Source organism: Nocardia sp. NPDC049220 (genome assembly GCF_040647855.1).
GTDB lineage: Bacteria > Actinomycetota > Actinomycetes > Mycobacteriales > Mycobacteriaceae > Nocardia.
This window is the reverse complement of sequence record NZ_JBEZDA010000007.1, coordinates 125173-144423: the sequence shown is the minus strand read 5'-3', so window position 1 is coordinate 144423 and position 19251 is coordinate 125173. Positions and strand designations below refer to the sequence as shown.

General features: G+C 64.8%; 11 protein-coding genes and 1 pseudogene. 4 read left to right on the top strand and 8 right to left on the bottom strand.

What is annotated here, in order from left to right; all coding sequences use genetic code 11:
* Positions 1 to 9121: 9121 nt before the first annotated feature.
* Positions 9122 to 9418, top strand: coding sequence for a hypothetical protein (locus tag AB0C34_RS18775; RefSeq protein ID WP_357074107.1), 297 nt, complete (start codon positions 9122 to 9124; stop codon positions 9416 to 9418).
* 75 nt (positions 9419 to 9493) lie between these two features.
* Here AB0C34_RS18775 and AB0C34_RS18770 read toward each other — a convergent pair whose 3' ends face one another.
* From AB0C34_RS18770 to AB0C34_RS18740, 7 genes and pseudogenes are all read right to left on the bottom strand, one after another.
* Positions 9494 to 9637: a DUF397 domain-containing protein gene (locus AB0C34_RS18770; protein WP_357074104.1), complete on the bottom strand. Its 144-nt coding sequence runs from the start codon at positions 9635 to 9637 to the stop codon at positions 9494 to 9496.
* 307 nt (positions 9638 to 9944) lie between these two features.
* On the bottom strand, positions 9945 to 10166 hold the full coding sequence (locus tag AB0C34_RS18765) for a Scr1 family TA system antitoxin-like transcriptional regulator (RefSeq protein WP_357074121.1): 222 nt from the start codon (positions 10164 to 10166) through the stop codon (positions 9945 to 9947).
* A pseudogene (locus AB0C34_RS18760) lies at positions 10093 to 10248 on the bottom strand (Scr1 family TA system antitoxin-like transcriptional regulator); the annotation flags it as partial. The pseudogene AB0C34_RS18760 and the gene AB0C34_RS18765, both read right to left, overlap by 74 nt.
* A gap of 34 nt (positions 10249 to 10282) precedes the next feature.
* Positions 10283 to 10456 (bottom strand): hypothetical protein, encoded by a 174-nt coding sequence (locus AB0C34_RS18755; RefSeq protein ID WP_357074101.1) that lies wholly within the window; start codon positions 10454 to 10456, stop codon positions 10283 to 10285.
* A 1579-nt stretch (positions 10457 to 12035) separates the two neighbouring features.
* Entirely contained in the window at positions 12036 to 12299 is a 264-nt protein-coding gene (locus AB0C34_RS18750; protein WP_357074098.1) for a tail fiber domain-containing protein, read from the bottom strand.
* A gap of 92 nt (positions 12300 to 12391) precedes the next feature.
* Positions 12392 to 12544: a hypothetical protein gene (locus AB0C34_RS18745; RefSeq protein WP_357074095.1), complete on the bottom strand. Its 153-nt coding sequence runs from the start codon at positions 12542 to 12544 to the stop codon at positions 12392 to 12394.
* A gap of 565 nt (positions 12545 to 13109) precedes the next feature.
* Positions 13110 to 13280 carry a hypothetical protein gene (locus AB0C34_RS18740; protein WP_357074092.1) on the bottom strand — a complete coding sequence of 57 codons (171 nt, stop codon included), beginning with the start codon at positions 13278 to 13280 and terminating at the stop codon, positions 13110 to 13112.
* A gap of 333 nt (positions 13281 to 13613) precedes the next feature.
* Between AB0C34_RS18740 and AB0C34_RS18735 the strand changes: the two genes are divergently transcribed.
* Complete coding sequence (locus AB0C34_RS18735; protein ID WP_357074089.1) at positions 13614 to 13745, top strand: hypothetical protein; 132 nt, start codon at positions 13614 to 13616, stop codon at positions 13743 to 13745.
* 101 nt (positions 13746 to 13846) lie between these two features.
* On the opposite strand, the gene AB0C34_RS18730 is transcribed toward AB0C34_RS18735, so the two are convergent.
* The gene (locus AB0C34_RS18730) at positions 13847 to 14137 is read right to left on the bottom strand and encodes a hypothetical protein (protein ID WP_357074086.1); all 291 of its coding nucleotides are present in this window, start codon (positions 14135 to 14137) and stop codon (positions 13847 to 13849) included.
* Positions 14138 to 14487: 350 nt separating this feature from the next.
* On the opposite strand from AB0C34_RS18730, the gene AB0C34_RS18725 reads away from it, so the two are divergent.
* Together AB0C34_RS18725 and AB0C34_RS18720 are read left to right on the top strand one after the other, a co-directional pair.
* Positions 14488 to 17298, top strand: a complete 2811-nt coding sequence (locus tag AB0C34_RS18725; protein ID WP_357074083.1) for an AAA family ATPase — start codon at positions 14488 to 14490, stop codon at positions 17296 to 17298.
* A 354-nt stretch (positions 17299 to 17652) separates the two neighbouring features.
* Positions 17653 to 19245: a hypothetical protein gene (locus AB0C34_RS18720; RefSeq protein ID WP_357074080.1), complete on the top strand. Its 1593-nt coding sequence runs from the start codon at positions 17653 to 17655 to the stop codon at positions 19243 to 19245.
* Positions 19246 to 19251: the final 6 nt, after the last annotated feature.

The window sequence follows — 19251 nt, the reverse complement described above, 5'->3', positions numbered from 1 at the left end:
GCCATCAAACTATGTGTCCGGAACGCGCTACCCGATCTGCTGTACGGGGTGGTCAACCGCAACCCAGACGTCCGCATCACGATCGCTCCGGACATCGGTGACCCGACGGCGGGCACTTTCCGGATACACCTGAACACTCAGAGTCGGACCATCGTCGATCCGCCGTTACCCGAGGTCTTGTCGGGTCGGTACGTCGTGGCGCACGGGTATGTACTCGCCGCACTCACGGTGCCGCCGGCCGCCGGGCAGGATTCGCCCGGATCGAGTATGTCCGGTCCTACTGATTCCGGTGCTCCGGCGGTCGCGCGCCCGGGGCGGAGGTCGGTACTCGCCCATGGCCTGAAGCCATTCCACACCTACCGCCCCTTCGGCAGTGCATCCGGTGCGGTCATGACTCGCGACGAGATGGTCGCGATCCTCGAGCTCGCGGATGCATTGCCTGGTCAAGAGATGCAAGGCTTGAACAATCGCCTACGCAGAGTCCAGTCGACAGCGGACGATCCTGGTGTCCTGGTGCGGGAGCTGAAGGACTTCGTGGGCGTAGACCGGCGGGTCTATGCCGAACACAATGTACTGGAAGCGATCAACCCGCATGTCGATCCGGGTCGCGTGACCCAGCTTCTCGGTGTGCTGCAAGGGCCGCTGGTGCTGCCCAGCGGACGGTCGCTGGACGCGTCCGAGACGGTGTATTTCCAGCGCTACATCGAGGGCCGCCCGTTGACGCGCAGCGATTTCGCCGGCCTGGGGGACTTGGTCGTGCACCAGGTCGAGGGCCTCCGGCGCATGTTGCGGCCGGTGCGTCCGGAAGGGCTGTTGCAGCCGCCACCCGGCTCGCCCGAAGACAGCGACACCGAGGGATTCGTTCGCGCCAATGTCGAGCACACGATGCGAATCCTCGCGAAGTACCGGGCCCGGATCGAGGCGGCATTCCCGGGCTTGTCCATCCCTGCCGAGCCATTCGCCCACCTGTTCTCTGGCAAATATCCCATGGTGGAAGTCCCGTTCGAACTGTTGCACACCGATCTCCACCCGGGAAATATCATCCTCACCGCCAGCGGTCAGTTCGCCTTCGTGGACTGGGAGCTGGCCCGCTTCGGGGATCCCAGCTACGAATATGCGAACTTGGAATTCCGGTCTCTGAATATCCTCGACAGCATTACCGCTGGCTCGAATTGGAAGACCCATCGGGCATTCAGCGTCGTGGAGCGGGTCATCAACGACATGGTCAAACTGATCACGTTCCCCTTGACCCCGGCTCAACAGGAAGCCATTATCGACAACCTCGCAACCGCCATTGTCGAATGCCGGCGCCGCTGGGGCCGCATGTCAATTCCCTTCGACACTATTGTCGAGATTCTGCGGGTCGGATCGCGCCCTTACGCGATGCCCGAAGCCGTGTCCGGTGCCACGCCCGCGGCTGGTGGACAGCCCCCGAGCCCGGCTGTCGCACTGGGTGACCCGTTGCCGCCGGGAGATGTAGCTGGGACGGCGAGGCCGGGGGCCGGGGGTGGGCTGCCGTTCCAGCACGTGGGTGTTGGTGACCATTTGGGTGAGGTGAAGCGGGAAAGCGTGCGTGCGCGGGTGCGCGGGCTCGGGGTTTTCGAGGCTACCGGTGGTGGTGGATCGCGGGGAGGTGAGATCGGTGGGGACGGCGCGAACACCGAGAATTCTTCGGATCCGTCCGGCTCACCGCGTGTGGCGCCGCCTACGCATTCCGGACCTGAGTCGAGCCAGGTCGTCGAGCCTGCCGAGCGCGGCATATCTGCGCCAGGTTCGTCGGTGGTTGATCCGTTCGCGGACTGTGTGACCGCGGCCCAGGTCGGCGAGGTGTTGTCGAGCGTGGCCGGCGTCAAGCTGGTCGAGTTCGATATCGAGGGGTTCGATGTCGAGACAGCGCGCGAGTGGGTGGAGATCCTCCTGTTGCGGTTTTGGAAAGGACTGACGCCCGGTGAGGTGGCGAACGCGATGCATCTCACGGAAACCCGACGGCGCTTGGCGAGCCGCCCGCTCCGCCGGTTGGCGACGGTGCTCGACCCCGCCAGGTCCTCCGCCGACGGCGTCGATGCCGCAGCCGACGACAGCACCGCCAGCGCCGCGAGCGGTTCCGAGGCACCTGAAGCCGCAGCCGGCGAATCACCGGCCGCCGGTGATACTCCCGGTGGTGGGGGTACGTTCGAGACCGGCGGACGACTTCCTGGCACGCTGCATTTCGTCCCCGAATTCGATGACAACGCAGCGCTCGGTCTCGCTGATCGTAATCGTGACCGGCAACGCGGCGGCGGGTTCCGTTCTGCGGTATTCCCCTACTCCGGTCCGGAGGTCTACCACCACGACCCGGAGACACCGGTCGGCGTGCCCGGCCGACCCCAAACCCCATCGGATGGCGACGTATCCGGTGCGCGAATGGGTGAAGCCGAAGCCTTGGTAGTCGATGATCCGAACGACGATGTGGTCGGCAGAATCAACGACCTGCGGAACCGCCTCGCCAAGATTGCCTCCCTGCGTGGGAGATTCACGCAGGCCGGCAAAGTCGTCAGCGATGGTGCGATCGCTGTGGCAAGCGAACAGATCCGCGACGAGATAGCGCGTCTGGGGAGAACAGGGACGGTACTCGAGGAAGTTCCCGTCGCTGCCGGCCCTGACGAGCGACTCGCGCTGGACTCGGTGATCCATCCCGAACGTGCCTTTCAACGAGCATTGGCGCGTATGCGACGTGCTGTCTATTCCGACGGGGGAGTTCACGCGCCCACCGCCGGGCAGCAGGCAGCGGACGGGCCGGTGCGCTCGGCGCCGATGGTCGTCGAAAGAATCAGCGTCCTGCGGGAGCGCCTCGCCAAGATTGCCTCCATGAGTGGGACGTTCACGCAGGATGGCAAAGCCGTCCGCGAGGATGCGATCGATCTGGCAAAGCGCCAGATCGATAATGAGATTGCGCGTCTGATGACAACGGGGACCGTGGTCGAGGACGTTCCGGTTGCTGCGGGCCCCGACGAGTGGCTGGCGCTGGACTCGGTGATCCATCCCGAACGTGCCTATCAACGCGCGCTGGCTCGAGCGCACCGTGCTTTCGATTCCTACCTCGGCACACGAGGTCCTGGACCGGACAACGCCACCCGGCTGGCTGCGGCAAGGCAAGCGATCGACAGAGCAGCTGAATTGGCTCTCGCCGCTGATGTCGCCGCCGACTCCGACCTGGACGCGATAAAAGCTCGCGCGACGTTAGCCGAGTGGTGGGACCAAGCGAACGAAGACAGCTCCGTTCACATGCCTGAACACACTGATGGCGGTGAAACCCAGCCCGAAAATCGGTCTACTCCACCAACCGGGAGCGGTTCCACGGCGGTGTCTGTCGGCACCGATCGATCGCCGACGGATCCCGGGCGTGACCCGGCCGTACCCGGCAAAGCAGAGCACGAACCTATCGCTTCGGCCGATATCGAGCATCAAATACGGACGCTCGAGACGACGCGTCGCATCATGTCGGATTCGGACCGTCTCCTCGAAGTCTCGCTATACATGGAAGACCTATTCCGGGAGGTCGCTGTCGCGGCGGGCCAGGATCACCCGGAGCGAATATTCGGGACGAAACAGTGGGCGGGCTATTTGGATGCGCGTATATTCGCCCAGCAGTACGGAAAACGTGAGTTGACCGTGCCTTTCATGCTGGAAGTGCACAAGAAGCTGGCGTGGCGAATCGAACCGAACGCCGCCGGGACCCTGACGAAGGGAAAGAACAAGCGGTGGGGGGTCCTGGCTGAACCGCTGACGGAATACCAGATATCAGCTCTCGACGAGAACCCACTCCTGAATTATGCGCCGCCTTTCGATGGTTGGGACAACGGAGTCATCATCGTTCCAGCTGTCGTCGGCCAAGAGGGCGCACGCCGGTTGGAGGTACTGCCGGGTCCGCTGAGCGAGAGTTGGATAGCCGATATCATGCTGCACCCTCTGATGGGCTATTCGTCGGGATCGGACCTTGCGATCAATATATTCGCGGCAGATTTGATCGAGCACGGGGTCATCCTGTACCCCGTGTATCGTGGCGAAGAAGGGCTCCGTAATAAATTGGAGTCGGTGTGTCGAGAGTACAACGCGATGCAGAGCGATCCCGAACATGATCCGGTCGAACTCGCTGCGTACTTGCAGCGCACAATTATTTCTCTACATCCCTTCGGCTTCGATTTCAACGGTCGCGTTTCGAGAATTCTCATGAACTGGTCGCTGGAGAATGACGGACTGCCGCCGAGTGCAGTAGCAGACTTCGACAGCGATATCTTCACTCCATTCCAAGATTGGGTGGAGATGGTCCGCGCCGGAAGTGCTCGATACCACGAATGGATGGTACGGCTAGCGGCGATGGGGCGAGACGTCGATCCCGTGGCACTATTCGGTCTCGAAAAGTGGCGGGCCCGTTATCGTCAGCTGGATCGTGCACAGCAGTTGGGTGATGAACAGGCGCTGTTCATCGCCGGCGAGCCGAACACCAAGTATAAGTATCGACAATTGTTCGAGGTGTTGAGTTCATCGGGTCCGGGCGCCTCCGACGCCGTGAGCCCCACCAACGATGACTGGACGTCGGAGTTGAGCCGGCCCCTGGCGGAGCGCAGCACTCTCGATCTGACCGGATGGGAACCCGGGTCGCGACTGCCCCGAGGGGAAGCGCTCGAGCGCCTGCCCGAACAGTCTCCGACCCGCCGCCCCCGGCCCAGTCGGCCGTCATCGGTGGATCCGCCGAGCGAGCAGGTCGTACCCATCTCCTACGAGGAAATGCACACCAGGTTGTTCGCGCCGCTCGGCGCGACGGGTGACCCCCGTCCGCTGATGTCGAGGAAGGTGACCAAGGTGCTGCTCGGCGAGGCGTTGCGCATCGACGATCTGCGGCCGGGGCGCGACAACATCAACTACGCCCTGCGGGAGCGCGGTCTGTTCCTGCAAATGAGCAAGCCCTCCCGGGGGGTGTATCCGCGGGTGTTCCGGCAGCACGACGTGCTGCGGGTGATGGCTGAGTACGGGGTGGAGAATGTGCCCTGTGCGTACGACGTGGTGACGGATCTGTGTCTGGGGGACCGATCTGTGGCGACCGAGTCGATGCCGATCGTGGCCGCCAGCATGCTGCCCGGCCGCCCCTCGACTCTCGAGGAGCGCGGACAGGTCATGGCCGGATACCGGAAACTGTGGCGGCAGCTGGATCGGATTCCGGAATCTGTGCTGCGGGCAATGCTGTTGGAGCCGATGCCGGAAAACCGAGACACCCGAGAGTTCTTCCGGTGGGTCATCGACAAACTGCGGCGGCAGTTCCACTCACTACTGGAAAACACCGAGGTGGCGAATTTCTTCGACCGGTTGGCGATCCCGGCGGCCCTGTTCGATGTCGTCGAGACGTTGACAGAGGCGGCGGAACCGGAGGAATTCACCCTGCTGCACGGGGACCCTGGTCTGGAGAACACATTGCTCGCCCCCTTCGGCGTGACCGGCTTCCGGTCGCTGCTGGGCCCGCGAGCGTGGGACAAGGCGAAGCTGCATCATCAGGGCATGGCCGGCTACCTGTCCAGTGCCGACATGACCCGGAACGTGGACATCGCGCTCGGCATAGTGAATGCGCAGCAGCTGGTGTACGACACTATGGCCGCGCTCGGACGGGAGACCGATCTCAGTCGGGACACCGCGTACATGGCCGGTTTCACCGCCGTGCGGGAGATGTTGAGCAAGTCCACCGGGGAAGACGCCGATCTGGTCAGAAGGGCGACGGAACACGGACATCAGGAGGTTCTCGACATGGCGTCTGAACCCACGGTGGCCACCCTGCCCCTGCGTCACGACGGCCAGGTCTACGGCGAGAACACGATCCGATACATCACGGAGGTGGTGACCGAAGAATTCGTGGGCGAGGCCATGAAGGTCTGGCCGCCGGACAAACGCACTGCCGCGGCGGCGGCCGTCGCGGCGGCGGCTGACGCCGCGCTGCGGAAATCCGGCGGCAAGGTGGTGCTCATGCTGATCAGCACCAACGAACCGTGGTGGAATCGGGTCATCCAGGTGACCGTCTTGCACACCGGCGCCGACGCACTGAACGTGCAGCTCCCCGACCGTGCGCGCGACTGGATGGAGGAGCTCGAGGACACCCGATTGGACGACAACCCTGAGGGGTGGACCCGGTCGCTCACGTGGATGATGCGGCATTTCGGGAATGCGAGCGCGGACGAGGCCATGTCCCCGACCAACGCGCTCATCCGAGGTCCGCGGTCGATGGCGCAGGGTTATCAGACGCTGGGAGAGGACGGGTCCCCGGGCTTGACGATGGACCTCGACGAGGCGCAGGCGGTGATCGACATTGCCGTTGTCGGGGCGACCCGCCGGATCGAGAGCGCACGCCGCTGGTATGTCGCAGTCGGCGACGGTTTCTGTGTGGTCGGCAATCGTCCCGATCACGAAGTTTCTCCCGGGGTGGTGGCCAGGGGCCATTGGGAAGACTGGGAACCCGAGATGCTGGCGATCATGCACCGCCACCACGTACGGAAGGTCGCCCGCCCGCTGTTTCTCCTGGACGCGACGCAGGATGAGGGCCCCGGGCAGCTGATCATCGAAGAGCGCCTGCCAGGGCATCCGCTGTCCGCGGTCGATCGGATGCTGGTCGTGGATGAAATCGTCCCCGCGGTGCAGACATTGCTGGAGGAGATGCGACGGGTGCCCAGGTCGGAGCTTCCACACAGCCACCTGATGGCAGACGCCCCCGCGCAGCTGCTGCAGTCTCTCGTCGACGAGGATATGCGGTTGTTGGAGCGGCACCGGGAACGGATCGCGCAGACGCTCGCCCAGATCGACGTTCCCGGCGGGCCGTTCGCGATTCCCGACCGGCCGTTCGCGCCGATCCTGGCGTTGGCGGGCGGCTTGCGGTCGAATCGGTCTCAGCTGATTCCCGGCGAACTCACCTTCAGCAACATACTGTTCGAGGACCGCCAAGTGTCCGGCTTCACGGGGTTGCGTTCGGCGATGTGGGGGGACCCCGACTTTGCCTGGGCGACATTGAATCTCTCGCTGGGCAACGAATTCGGCAGTGCGAACCAGATTGTCTACCATGGCTATCTCCGCATCAGCCGGTTGATCAGGGCCCTGGTCGCGTTGGACTCGGGCCAGGAATCCGCGGACCGGCTCACAACCGACCTGCGGTATGCCCGCAGGCTCTGGGCCGCGCCCCCGGCGGAACTCCTGCTGCGAATGGGGACCAGGTCGGGTGAACTGCCATTCTCGGTCGAGGACGAAGCCGATGACAGGCCCTTGGGAATCGCGTCGCAGGACTCTTCCGTGCCGGCCGGGAATGACCCGGATGGCGTCGGGGTGCCGTCGTCCGGCGAGCGCGTCATCGGTGACGAGCTGAACGCGGAACAATCGGCAGCGGCAGCGTATAGCGAATTAGAACCGCCGACGCAGCTGCCCCAACCGTCTCCGCCCCGACGCCTCCCGTCTATCCAGCGGCCTCCCGACACCCTGATCACGATGTTCCGGCAGCGGGGTTTCGGCGCCCGGCGCGAATTCGGAAAGACCGTCGCCGACGCCTACTACGACAACGCTCTTGCACGGACCGAATCAGCGGCGGGCAACTACAACTACAACGTTCGGGTCGACGGGCCGGCCGGTGAGGTCATCGTGCGTATTGCGATCGACGGCGCCGACACGATGGATCTGCGGGAGTGGCACGAGGCCTTGGTGCTGCGAGCGATCGAGCCCTTCGTTGGCGCGGCTCCGCGCCTGCTCTGGGTCTCGATTGATCCGGCCTATCAGATCCACGAGTTTGTCGATGGCGAGCTGCTGGACCGGATCGCGCCGCGTGGTACCGCGGTTCCCGCTCATGTGCCCCGCGATGTGGCGAAGCTGTTCGCCGAACTGCGATCGGTGGCGTACGGGTCGCTGTCGCCGATTTTCGGTGCGCACGTGGATGATCCCGTTGCCTTCGCGCGTCGGGTGTCGGATGTCACCGAGCAGGTGTATCGAGACAGCCGCGGTCCCTTCGGCAAGCTGTACCGAGACCTGAAAGTACCCCAGGATCCGCTCGGAAAAGTTGTCGATGCGTGGAGCCGCCTCGAAGCGAGGCCGCCTCGACTACTCCACGCCGACTTGCACCGTAAGAACCTGATCATCCGTGCGGGGCAGACGGTGTTTCTCGACTGGGAAGGGGCGTTGTACGGAGATCCGCTCTACGACGTAGCCGTGCACGTGTACAAGATGGGTTATCTCCCCGAGGAACTCGAGACGTTCCTCGCGGAATGGGTGGCCGCCGAACCCGAAGCAGCAATTGGTGCCTGGCGCCGCGATCTGGAGGCCTACCTGAACTACATGTGGGTGCAGTCGGTCATCGTCGAGTCCGTGCGCTACGCCAAGCTCATTGCTGGCGGACAGCAGACCGCGGAGGAGGAACGGGTGCTTATCGACAAGATGGTCGGCAAACTCGAAGAGGCTCGTCGCGTGTGGGGACAGCATGAGCCGGCTGTTCGGGCTGAGGTGGAGGCTGCGCTGCGCGGGTGGAACCAGCCCGATGGCGCCGTCCGACCATTCGAACCGAATTCCTGATCCGCTAATTTCGCACGCCGACAATAAGTTCGGCGGTCGCCGCGGGTGCGTTGTCCCAGGATGGGCAGCGACACAGTTCGGGCACACTGGTGTGCCGCCTCCCACGTGCCGCCGCGTTTCCGGTGTGGTTGGCGGCTTCTGCCGGTCACGGCGGGACGCAGTCGCCCCCCCACGTGGGATGGCGGCCCGGCGTCCGATAGCAACTGCGGAGTGCTGTTCTGCTGATCGTGTAGAACCAGCTGTAAGGATGGTGCTCCGGCCTCTCGGCTCGGACCGGGACCGGGCCGCGGCGAGCAGACCGCTCGACCGAGTTTCGGCGGTGACGTGCGACCGACAGTCTCGTTCGACACGGTAGCGCGCAAGCATCGTGTTGAGCTGATCGGTCAGGGAATTGGCCTACTCTGAGTTGCTCCGGTCGCGGGCCGCCGGTCGCGGGAAGCGTCCGCGTTCGCAGCGATCCGGTGCGGCCTTCCGATGCGCCACGGTGCGGCCCATCGAGTTGTCAGTGCTGATTCGGGTGCAGCAACGCGGGCAGGACCTACATACGGGAGAACTGATGGTACGAAGCCGATACCCCACCGATGACGAATTGCGGCGCAACTTCGAGCGGGAGCTCGGCTCGGTCACCACCGGCGGCGGCCTACATTCGGAAACCGGTCTCGACATCGAAACCGAGACTGCGCTGATCGACATCGCCAGCGCATACCCAGAGGTCGGCGAGGATCTGGTAACGGCAGCGCGGGCTGCCTTCGTAGGCCAACTCGACGGGTCCAATGCGGCGGCGCGCCGCGCTGATCTGCGGCGGATAACCGAACAGCGCACTCGGCGGGAGCGACAGAACCCCAGCGATTGAACAACCTCCGGCGTGCTGTCCCGCTCCTGTACGTGGGGGCGGGACAGCGCGAGACGGCTGAGATGTGAGTGCCGATCAGGCCGGGAGTTCGAAATCCTCGTCCTGCACACCAGTGGTGCAGGCGTCCCATCGACTCTGCGTGAACACCAGCGCCGGACCGTTCGGATTCTTGTTGTCCCACACTCCGACGCTGCCGCGGTCGACGAACTCGACTTCCACGCAGTCCTTCCCCCGCCGCTACGGCTGCTCTTGTACCACTTGGCTTCCGCAAGTCCGACCTTCACGCCAGATAGTCCCTCTCGGTATGCCGTAAGACGCTCTAGCTCGATGCAACGTCCAGTGTGGTTTGCTGAATGACGTTGTCCGCGTGACGATACCTCTCCACATCCTTCGTGCGCTCCAGGTGCATGGCGCCCGCGACATAAACAGCTGTAGGCGCTACTCGGCGCTCCTTCGAGTCGCGACCGAAGTCCAGGATGGTGAACGGTCCAGGCGCAATTTCCACCGGAAACCCCGCGGTGAAAGGCTATATTCGGACACTTGCATTTGCGGGCATATTCGCCAGGTGATGAAGCTGTACCGCCATCACTTTTGGGGTGCCGACGATGTACCGCAACGATACTTCGTTGAATACCACCCGAACTGTGGCGGGTTCTACTCTTCCGGGTAACCAGCGATTGTCTCCGCGTCCGAGGTTGAATCCGCCGTTCGAGTTCTTCTTCGGAAGAGTCCGGAAAAAACGAGCGATTCAATGCTCTCGCGTAGTCAGGGGTCTGGACTGTCCGGAAACGATATCCGGCCGGTAATCCGTCAGTTCGCGTGCACCCGATTCCAGGCCGACGTACAAATTGAAATTGCCTGGTATCAGGTCATCGTACGAATGCCACCAACTCTTGACCGATGCCTGTAAAGCGAGCCCTCGAGTGCGGTGGTGGTCTGGCCTTCGAGGTCGAGGAATCGACACAGCGCCTCGATATCGACGATACGTACCTGCGGCGATTGGCCCTTTTCCACACGTGCAGCTTGCTCGATGACCACCGCATGAGCGTCGAGACCTCGTCGAGCGACATGTTCGCCGATTGGCACGCCTCACGCAAGCACCTCCCCAGCTGCCGCCGGGCAGCGTGGTCGAGTCTTCGTCTGACATATCTCCTCATTCCCCACTATGAGAAATCCATGCGGCCACCATGGAAACTTCCCGCGAAATGCCGACAGTAGCTATGGGCGGACGAACGAATCGAAGACGAAAGGCGATAGGGCCCCTGATGATTGACGTTGTCCAGTGATGTGCTGATTTCCGCGACCGGAATGGTTCGGACCGCGCGGCCTCCGTGCCTGCCCACTCCACCGCCGATCACGAACTCGGTCGCTCTGCCATCCGGAAGCCCACCTGCGAACACCTACCGAGAGGTCGAGCCTCTCCCCGCGGCACCGCCCGAGTGCGTCAACCGGCGACGGCTGGTGTTGGCGGGCGGTGCGGTTACTGAGCGGAGTGTTGTGGTTGTTGTTCTGTTCTGTGATGGCGCCTTTTGGCTGTGTTCGAGGGGAAAGTTGTCTTGGGATGGGGTGTCGGAGGAGTTGATCAGCGCAGGGTGCGTTCGGGTGCGGTGCTGGCGGCGACGGTTGGTGTTGGCTGGCGGTGTGGTCGCTGAGCGGAGTGTTGTGGCTGCTGTTTGTTCCCCGATAACCACCATTCGACCGCGCCTAAAGGGAAAGTGCGGCGACCTACGGCGCACTCAGGGGGTGCGACACCTCCTCGGCGTGCTGGATCGGGCGTCGCGTTCCATCGCCGTCGATCCCACCGAGCATCTGTGTGCGGCACCGACTCGCCGTGCTGGATCCAGCGAACGGCACGATCGTTTGTCGGATCCGTGATCGTTAGCGGTGGCATGAATTCCTGTCACTGCCGAAGTCACTGCGGTGCTGGCCCGGCGAAAGACGCTATGTCATCGCAGAATACTCTCCCCGCGTAAGTAGGCCGAGATACGCGCCCGGGCTGAGGTCGATGACGCGGCACCGGTTTTCTACCGACCTACCCGTCATGGTCGAACTGGATCGTCCGAATCCACGGCACTGCGTTACTCCGCGTCGAACGGCGCCGACCACCACAGCCACGACACACAAGACGCCGCGATCTACGCCGCCATCCCGCGGAATAACCAACGCGCCCACCCCGAGCGCGAGTTCGCCGTCGATTCCAAGGCCCGCTTACCTAGCCCAAAGATCGCATGACCACAACAGGACCGACATCTTTCGGGGGAACCAGCGGAAATCCGACTCGCGTGACGCTCGATGTTCTCGGGATATCGCTGCCGCGGGAATGGACGCGGGGAGATCCAGACCGCCTCCGGATCTACTCTCCGCTGGGTCGCACTCTTCGTCGATGGACGAACCACCGACTCGTTGTGGTTGCGATGGTCCGCTTGATGGTGTCAGTAGTGGGATTCGTTGTGGTCGTGGTAGTCCGCTTGTCGGCCTTCGCGGTGGGATTTGTTGTGGTCGTAGTGGTCCGGCTGTCGGTGCTCGTGGTCGGGCCTGTTGTGGTCGTGGTGGCCCGCTGTCGGCGATCGCAATCGCCGATCAGGATTCCGGCGCGTCGTCGACTTCCGCGCCGCGCCTATTCCTCCCGCTCCGCCCCGCGGACTCGGTCGAGTTCGGCGCGCAGTTCGGCAATCTCTCTGTGCAGCGCCTGGATACAGACCAAGGCGACACCACTGGCGTCGACCATGTAGATTTTCTTGTCGGTATCGCCGAGACCGAAGCTGGCGCGCCAATCCTGTGCCATCGGACCGAGATGACGTACCTCGGGCGGCTCCCACTCGTACCGCCATGTGCTGATCGGCAGTTGCAGGACTTTGCCGAGGATGTCGTGTCCATTCATCACCCACTCGTGCCCCGCCGAATCCACGGGACTGGACGGGATCTGCGGGGCCGACGCGCGACGACGCCGACCCCAACGTAGACCGAACACGCTCAGCGGTCCCACACGACTGTTGTGATATCGCGCTTGATCGTCTTGTCGCTCTCGAGGGTGGCGCTGGCGACACCCGCCGCTACCGTGGCGAGTCCGGTGCTGGTGGCAGCGATGATCGCGATCCGTGCCATCGTCGCCATGCTCGTCGTCATCGCGCTGATTTTCCGCATTGTCATACCCTTTCGACCGAGAGTCCGGGCCTTTCGGCGCCGGATTCTTTTATTCCTCTGTGTAATTTCTCACACATGTCCGCACCCCGCGACTCGGAGCGACAGGCCGCCGCGTTCGCTGGGCCGAGAGTCATCAGGGATCGGCAACCCGCCCGCATTGCCGCGCAGTTGTCGGGTCGGGCCCGGCGGGAGAATGACCACGAGTGTGCGGAAACTCGGCGTCCAGTTTCGCGGCCGAGGTGTCCGCGTGCGGATTCTCATCGGGAAGGGTCGGCCTGTGCTCCGATGACTTTCCGAAGGCCGAGTCAAGGGAAAGTGCCCTGGCCGGCTCGGCGCGCTCCCCGAGGCGCCGGAATTGTGCGGAATATGGTCGACAGCTCTGGGCCGCCTCGTCGCGCGAGATGGCCGGTGCCGGCAGGCAATCCCCGCTAGGCCATTTTGTTGTGCAAGAGAACGATCGCGAGCTATTGACGCTCCGCCGAACCTACCGAGAGGGTCGCGATCTGCGGTGCCGACGTCCATTGACGCCAGCCCCAACCGAATTCGCTCAGCGGTGCCACACCGCTGCTGCGACATCGCGCTTGATCGCCCGCTCGCTTTCGACTCTGGCGCTGGCGACACCCGCCGCTACCGTGGCGAGTCCGGTGCTGGTGGCAGCGATGATCGCGATCCGTGCCATTATCGCCATGTTCGTCGTCATCGCGCAGATCTTTCTCATCGCCATATCCTTTCGACCGAGGAGCCTGGCCGCCGGGCACGAATTCCTCTGTCCCCATCGGTAATGTCGCATGCCGGCGCGCATCTGGCGTGTTGGCGCGGCAATTCACTGCGCCCGGTCGCAAGAGTCATTGGGGATCGGCAACCCACCCAGGAGCGGCCGCACAGTCGCCGAGGAGGGCCGGGGGCCGCTGCGAGAATCGCCGCGAGTGTGCAAGGAAGTCGGCGCTCACCGTCACCGTCGGCGGTGTCCACATGCGCTCTCACAGCGAATCGGCGGCAGAATTCGCCGAACGTCGCGCCCCGATGATCCGGTGCGGCGCGCCATGGTGCGATGGCAGCGGAATCGGTGCGGCCGATGGTCGGTCCCGCGCCGGGTTCCGACGTGCTACGCGAGGTGGAGGGCGCCGACGGCAATCCGCACTACCTCTCCGAATTGGTGACAGCAATGTTGCGTGCGAAGTGATGTGATCGGGGCTCACGCCCGTCCCGCTGAATCCAGTGGGCTGGACGAGATCTGCGGGGCCGACGTGCGATGACGCCGGCCCCAATGTAGACCGGACACGCTCAGCGGTGCCACACCACTGCCGCGACATCGCGCTTGATCGTCTTGTCGCTGGCGAGGCTGGCGCTGGCGACACCGGCCGCAACCGTGGCAAGCCCGGAGCTGGTGACCGCGATGATCGCGATTCGTGTCATCATCGTCATCGCGCTGATCTTCTTCATTGTCATATCCTTTCGACCGATGATCCGGGCCGTCGGCCGCGGATCCTTCTCTCCCCTCTGGTAATTTCTCATGCCAGCGCTCGTCGCGCGCGTCGGATCGGTAATTCGCTGCGTCCGGTCGGGCTTGAGCAATCAGGGACCGGCAACCAGACCCGGCGAGGCCGCGTTGTTCTCCGGTTGAACCGGGCGACATCGCCGCGAGAATCACCGTGATGGTGTAGGTAGTCGGCGTCCACCTTCCCGGCCTGGGTGCGCTTCCAGGACATCGACCGGGGCGAGTTTCGGGCTGTTGCGCAGCGCGCCAATGGCTTTCCCGCGTTACCGAGGGATGACCAATTCGGCTCTGCCTGCCCGACGTACGCGACATCAGGTTGCCAGAAAAGTCGTGGCAGGTGTGTGGGTGGCAAACATCTGCCGGATCGTAAAAATATCCGTCCGGCTCCGACCTACCACGTGTACCCGAGATGCCTAAGCTCACCTACATGCAGGATTCCTTCGCGACGGTCTTTCTCGGTCGTGAGGCCGAGATCGAGAATCTGATGGCACTCGCGCCCGGAGTCGCCGCGGGGAAGGGCTCCGTGGTTCTCGTCGAAGGCGAGTCCGGCATCGGCAAGTCGGCGCTGCTCGACGCAGCGGGGATCCGGTACTCGGCAGCTGACCTGCACCTTCGCCGCGGAGCCGCCAGGGAGTTGCAGCGAGACATGCCATTCTCCGCGGTGCGCTCCTGGTTCGCCGGGGAGCGCGCCGAATCCGAGTCGACATCGGATCCGATTCGCGCGTTGCTGCACAGCGGAGATCGGGCGGGCGACGCCGCGGCGACCCACGAAATCGCGATCGTCGAGGCGATTCTGGATCGCATCGACGCCTGGTGTTCCGCCGGCCCGGTCGCGCTGATCATGGACGACGTCCACTGGGCGGACGCATCGAGCCTGACGGTCCTGCATCGGCTCTGCGAGCTCATCGATGGCTTGCCGTTGCTTCTTGTGCTCGCGGCCCGCCCACTGCCGCGCACCCGCGCGTTCGCGGCTCTGTCGACCGACCTGGTCGACCGTCGCGCCCCGATGATCCGGCTCGGTGCGCTCCCCGAGGCGGCGACGGCGGAATTGGTGCGGCATATGGTCGGCGCCGCTCCGGGCCCCGACCTGATGCGCGAGGTCGCCGGTGCCGGCGGTAATCCGCTCTACCTCACCGAATTGGTGGCCGCCTTCTTACGAGAGAAGGTGATCACGGTCGTCGCGGACACCGCTCTCGCCACCGCGAGCGCCGCGGGGGAGCGCCCGTCCGCCTCAGTGGCGGACGCGATTTCGCGGCGACTGAATTTCCTGTCCCGCCGAACGCGCGATGTGCTGCCGATGGCTGCCGCGCTGGGACCTACCGTCGACGTGGCGGAATTGGCGGTGGTGCTGGACGCCCCGATCCTGGAGATCTGGAACGCCGTTGCCGAGGCGATGGTCGGTGGACTGATCACCGTGGTGCACTCCGAACTGGTGTTCCGCCACGATGTGATCCGCGATGCGCTGGTTGAGCAGTTGCCCGCCTCGCTGCGCTCCGGGCTGCTCCGACGAGCGGGACAGGTTCTCCAGGCGACCAACGCGCCGATCGAACGGGTCGCGTACTACCTGTCCGCCGGCGACAACGACCTGGACCAGCCCAGCCTCGACTGGTTGCTGACGGTATCCGACAAGTTGGTCGTTCGAGCGCCCGAGCTGGCGGTGCGGCTGCTGAACCGCGCGACGAGAGCCCCGGGCCTGCCCAGTGGGTCGCGTTCGATGTTTATCCGCATGCAGACGCAGGCGCTGCTCTGGACCGGATCCGCGCCCGAGGCCGAGGCCGTGGTGCGCGCGGCGCTGTCGACGCGACCGAGGCACAACGACAAGGTCGAACTACAGTGGCTGCTTGCCCAGGCTTGCCAAGCCCAGGCCCGGATGGCCGACGCGGTCGAGGTCGCCGAAACGGCGCTGGCCACCATGGATCTCGGTGTCGACGAGGCGGGCCGATTCCAGGGCATGTGCGCGGTTGACAATTTCTTTCTCGGGCGGTTCGAGGCGGCGGAGCGGGCCGGCCACCAGGCGATGGCGTTGGGCGCGAGCAGTGGGAATCCGCTCACCACCAGCTACGGCCTCACCGCGATCGGTGCGGTGCGCTACACCCGAGGCCATCTCGACGAGGCGCTGGAGCTGAGCGCTCGGGTCCCGGTCCTCTTGGCGGATGCGACGGGGCCCGACCAATTCGATCCGTACGCGTTATACGCGCACTGTCTGATCGAGCTCGACCGCTTGTCCGACGCCGAAGAAGTGCTCGCCAAGGCGATCGGGCGCAACCGCCGGGTACACGGCGCTTACCTGTCGTCGAATCTGGCTTCCAAGGCGCGGTTGTACTTGTTGAGCGGTCGCTGGGACGACGCGGTGGCCGAATGTACGGCGATCATGGATGGGCCCGACGCCTTCGGGTACGCACAGGTCGGGCAGATTCTGGCGGCGCTCATCGGCGTGCACCGCGGTACCTTCGTGCGGGACTCGGACCGCATTCCCGCACCGGACGACAGCTTGGGCAGTACTGGGTACGCGCATTTCCACCCCTGGGTCACGGCGTTGACGCAGGAGGCCCGCGGCCACCCGGACCGTGCCTTGGCACTGCTCGTCGACAGCTATCAGCGGCTGGCAGACGGTTTGGCCGCGGCGACGTTGCACTACATCTTTCCGGACATCGCTCGACTGGCCGCGGAAGTCGGTGACGCGCGGGCGGCTCGGTTGGTGGTCACCGGCGCGGAGGAACTCCTGGCGCGACAGCCGACCGCCGCCAGGAACGGAACGGCACTGCTGTGTCGGGGTCTGGCCGATCACGATCCCGATGTTCTCTTATACGCCGCCGCCGCATTCCGGCTGTCCGGGCGTCCGCTCTACGAGGCGCAGGCATACGAGAACGCCGCCGTGCTGCTCGCCGCGGCCGGGCGAGAGGCCGACGCCCGTCGCGGGTTGGCCACCGCGATGATGCTTTACAGCCAACTGGGCGCATCGTGGGACACCGCCCGCGCGATCGCCCGCGTGCGGCCATATGGCATTCGGCTGGGCGTCCGCGGTCGGCGCAACCGCCCCAAATCCGGTTGGGCGTCCCTGACCGATACCGAGCGAAAGATCGCCATGCTGGTCACCAAAGGTTCGTCCAATTCCGATATCGCGGCGCAGATGTTCCTGTCGCGGCGCACGATTCAGTCGCATGTGTCGAGTATCTTGGCGAAACTCGACCTGGCCTCGCGGCGCGAGATCGCCGCGGCCATGCCACAGAGCCGTTGAGCGTGTCCTACCCGGTGGCGAATCCGCGGGTCCGTACCGGACGCCTCGAAATCGCCGAGGGACGCCGACCGCTCCCACCGCGATGACAGGTGCGGATCTGGGCGTCTCCCGACGAGCATGCCTGTTCGCGTCATCCCGATGGGCGCGATGTCGGTCGGAGCGGCGCGGGCTGCCCGCGCTCCGTTGAGCGTCGACAGTGAGAAGATCCCCGCCGCACCGGGATCCCGAACGGCTTCGAAGTTCGGTCGTCGCGAGCGGCGTTGTGCCAGGATGGGGGCAGTGACACAGTTCGGGCCCACTGGCGCACCGCCTCTCGCGTGTGTCCGTGTGGATGACTGAGGAGATTGCGCCGGGGTGACCAGACCAGACGACGAGGCCGAGGACCGCGGGGCCGGCAGCGAGGCGTGGTCGGGCCGCGATCCAGCGGAACCGACCGCGGAAGGTCGAGACGCCGACGTCGCCTTCATGCGGGAGTTCATGGCGAGCTTCCAAGAGCACAATGTCGACCCAGACATCGAATTCACCCTTGTCGAGGACGCGGGCCGACCTGATATCGCCGAGCGGGCCAAGGAACTCGGTCACCAGATCGCCCGTGAACTGGCGGCATCGGGTCCGCAGGGCTGGGCGCGGCTGAACGCGGTGTTCGCGCTGACGACGGTCGCCGAGGTGGCGCAGGTCTTTTTCTCCGACGACCAGGAGCGTTCGGTGCGGATCCAGCCGACCGCGGGGGTTCTCGAGCTGGTTCGCCAGCAGCGGCAGTTGTCGGCGCAGCTCACTGCCGGGCCCTGGTGGCGGTTTGTGCTGACCCTGAGCAATGCCGGGGAGATGGAGGTCGACTACGACTACGGCGACGAGCCGTTCCCGGACGATCAGCTGTTCGCGCCGGAGATCTATCGCGCGGATCTCGAGGCATATCCCCGGGATTCGCTTCCGGTGTGGCTGGCGGCTTATGTCGGTCACGGCGGCAGGCAGTCGCGTCCCGCGCGGGAGGCCGTGGCCCAGGCGCGCGCCGATCGCGAGGCAGGCGTGCGCGCAGTCCTGTCCGAGGGGGACTTTCCCGCGTTCCCGGTGATGTGGTCGCGGTGGGCGGTGCTGGCCGCGGCGTTCGTAGCGGTCGGATCGCAGTGGGGGCCGCGAATACTGCCCGCGCTCGGCTGGTTCGAGGGCGTCAAGCGCGGTGGTTCGACACTGTATGTCCTTCCGGGTGGGCGGGGGGTGTTGTCGGGCGGTGTGTGGGACGCGCCGGAGTTGGACGCCACGTACAACGGCGGCGAGCCGATGCCCACGCTGTACGCGGGCGCACCGGAGTGGGTGGCCAATCCGGTGTTGAATTCGCGCGCGGCCAATGGCCTCTTGTCGTTCTGCTACTGGTGGGAAGGTGGCAACTGGTACCGCGGTGAGTCGTCGACGGCGGATCAGCTCAGCGACGCGGTGCCTGGCATCTGGACCACCGATACGGTGGTGCAGGTGGTCTCGAAATTGGTGGCCGAGCAGCCGACCGACCGGCAGCGCCAGGCGGCGACCGCTTTGGTGTCAGCGGCCGAGCTCGGCGTCGTCACGCGCGGCATCCTGGCGGATGTGTTCGGCGACATCGAGAGCTTCGACGTCGACAGCGCCTTCTACCAGCTGGTCATGGCGGGAGTGGCGGTGACGCTGCCCGAGCCGATGCCGGCGGAGGCGGCGATTTCCCTGGTGCGCCAGTACATTCTGGACCAGGGCATGGATACCGGCGGTTATCCGCTGGAGGAGTTGCGGGCGGAGCGCACCACCGTGGGCTGGATGGTCTTCGTGCCGACACGCCCCGGCGAGATCTCGATCGGCCGCGCCATCTTTTACATCGCCGACGACGGTGTGCTGGAACAGTCCTCGTCGTCAGTGGCGCCATCGGTGTACATCACCGAGTTCGAGCAGCGTTTTCGGCAGCGGCACGGCTCGGTGCGGACCTGACGTCCC

Coding starts and splice junctions, on each gene's coding strand:
- AB0C34_RS18735 (WP_357074089.1), top strand. CDS start 13,614: ATGGCAGCGGAATCGGTGCGGCCGATGGTCGGTCCCGCGCCGGGTTCC.
- AB0C34_RS18750 (WP_357074098.1), bottom strand. CDS start 12,299: ATGAATGGACACGACATCCTCGGCAAAGTCCTGCAACTGCCGATCAGC.
- AB0C34_RS18725 (WP_357074083.1), top strand. CDS start 14,488: ATGCAGGATTCCTTCGCGACGGTCTTTCTCGGTCGTGAGGCCGAGATC.
- AB0C34_RS18775 (WP_357074107.1), top strand. CDS start 9,122: ATGGTACGAAGCCGATACCCCACCGATGACGAATTGCGGCGCAACTTC.
- AB0C34_RS18745 (WP_357074095.1), bottom strand. CDS start 12,544: ATGACGACGAGCATGGCGACGATGGCACGGATCGCGATCATCGCTGCC.
- AB0C34_RS18740 (WP_357074092.1), bottom strand. CDS start 13,280: ATGAGAAAGATCTGCGCGATGACGACGAACATGGCGATAATGGCACGG.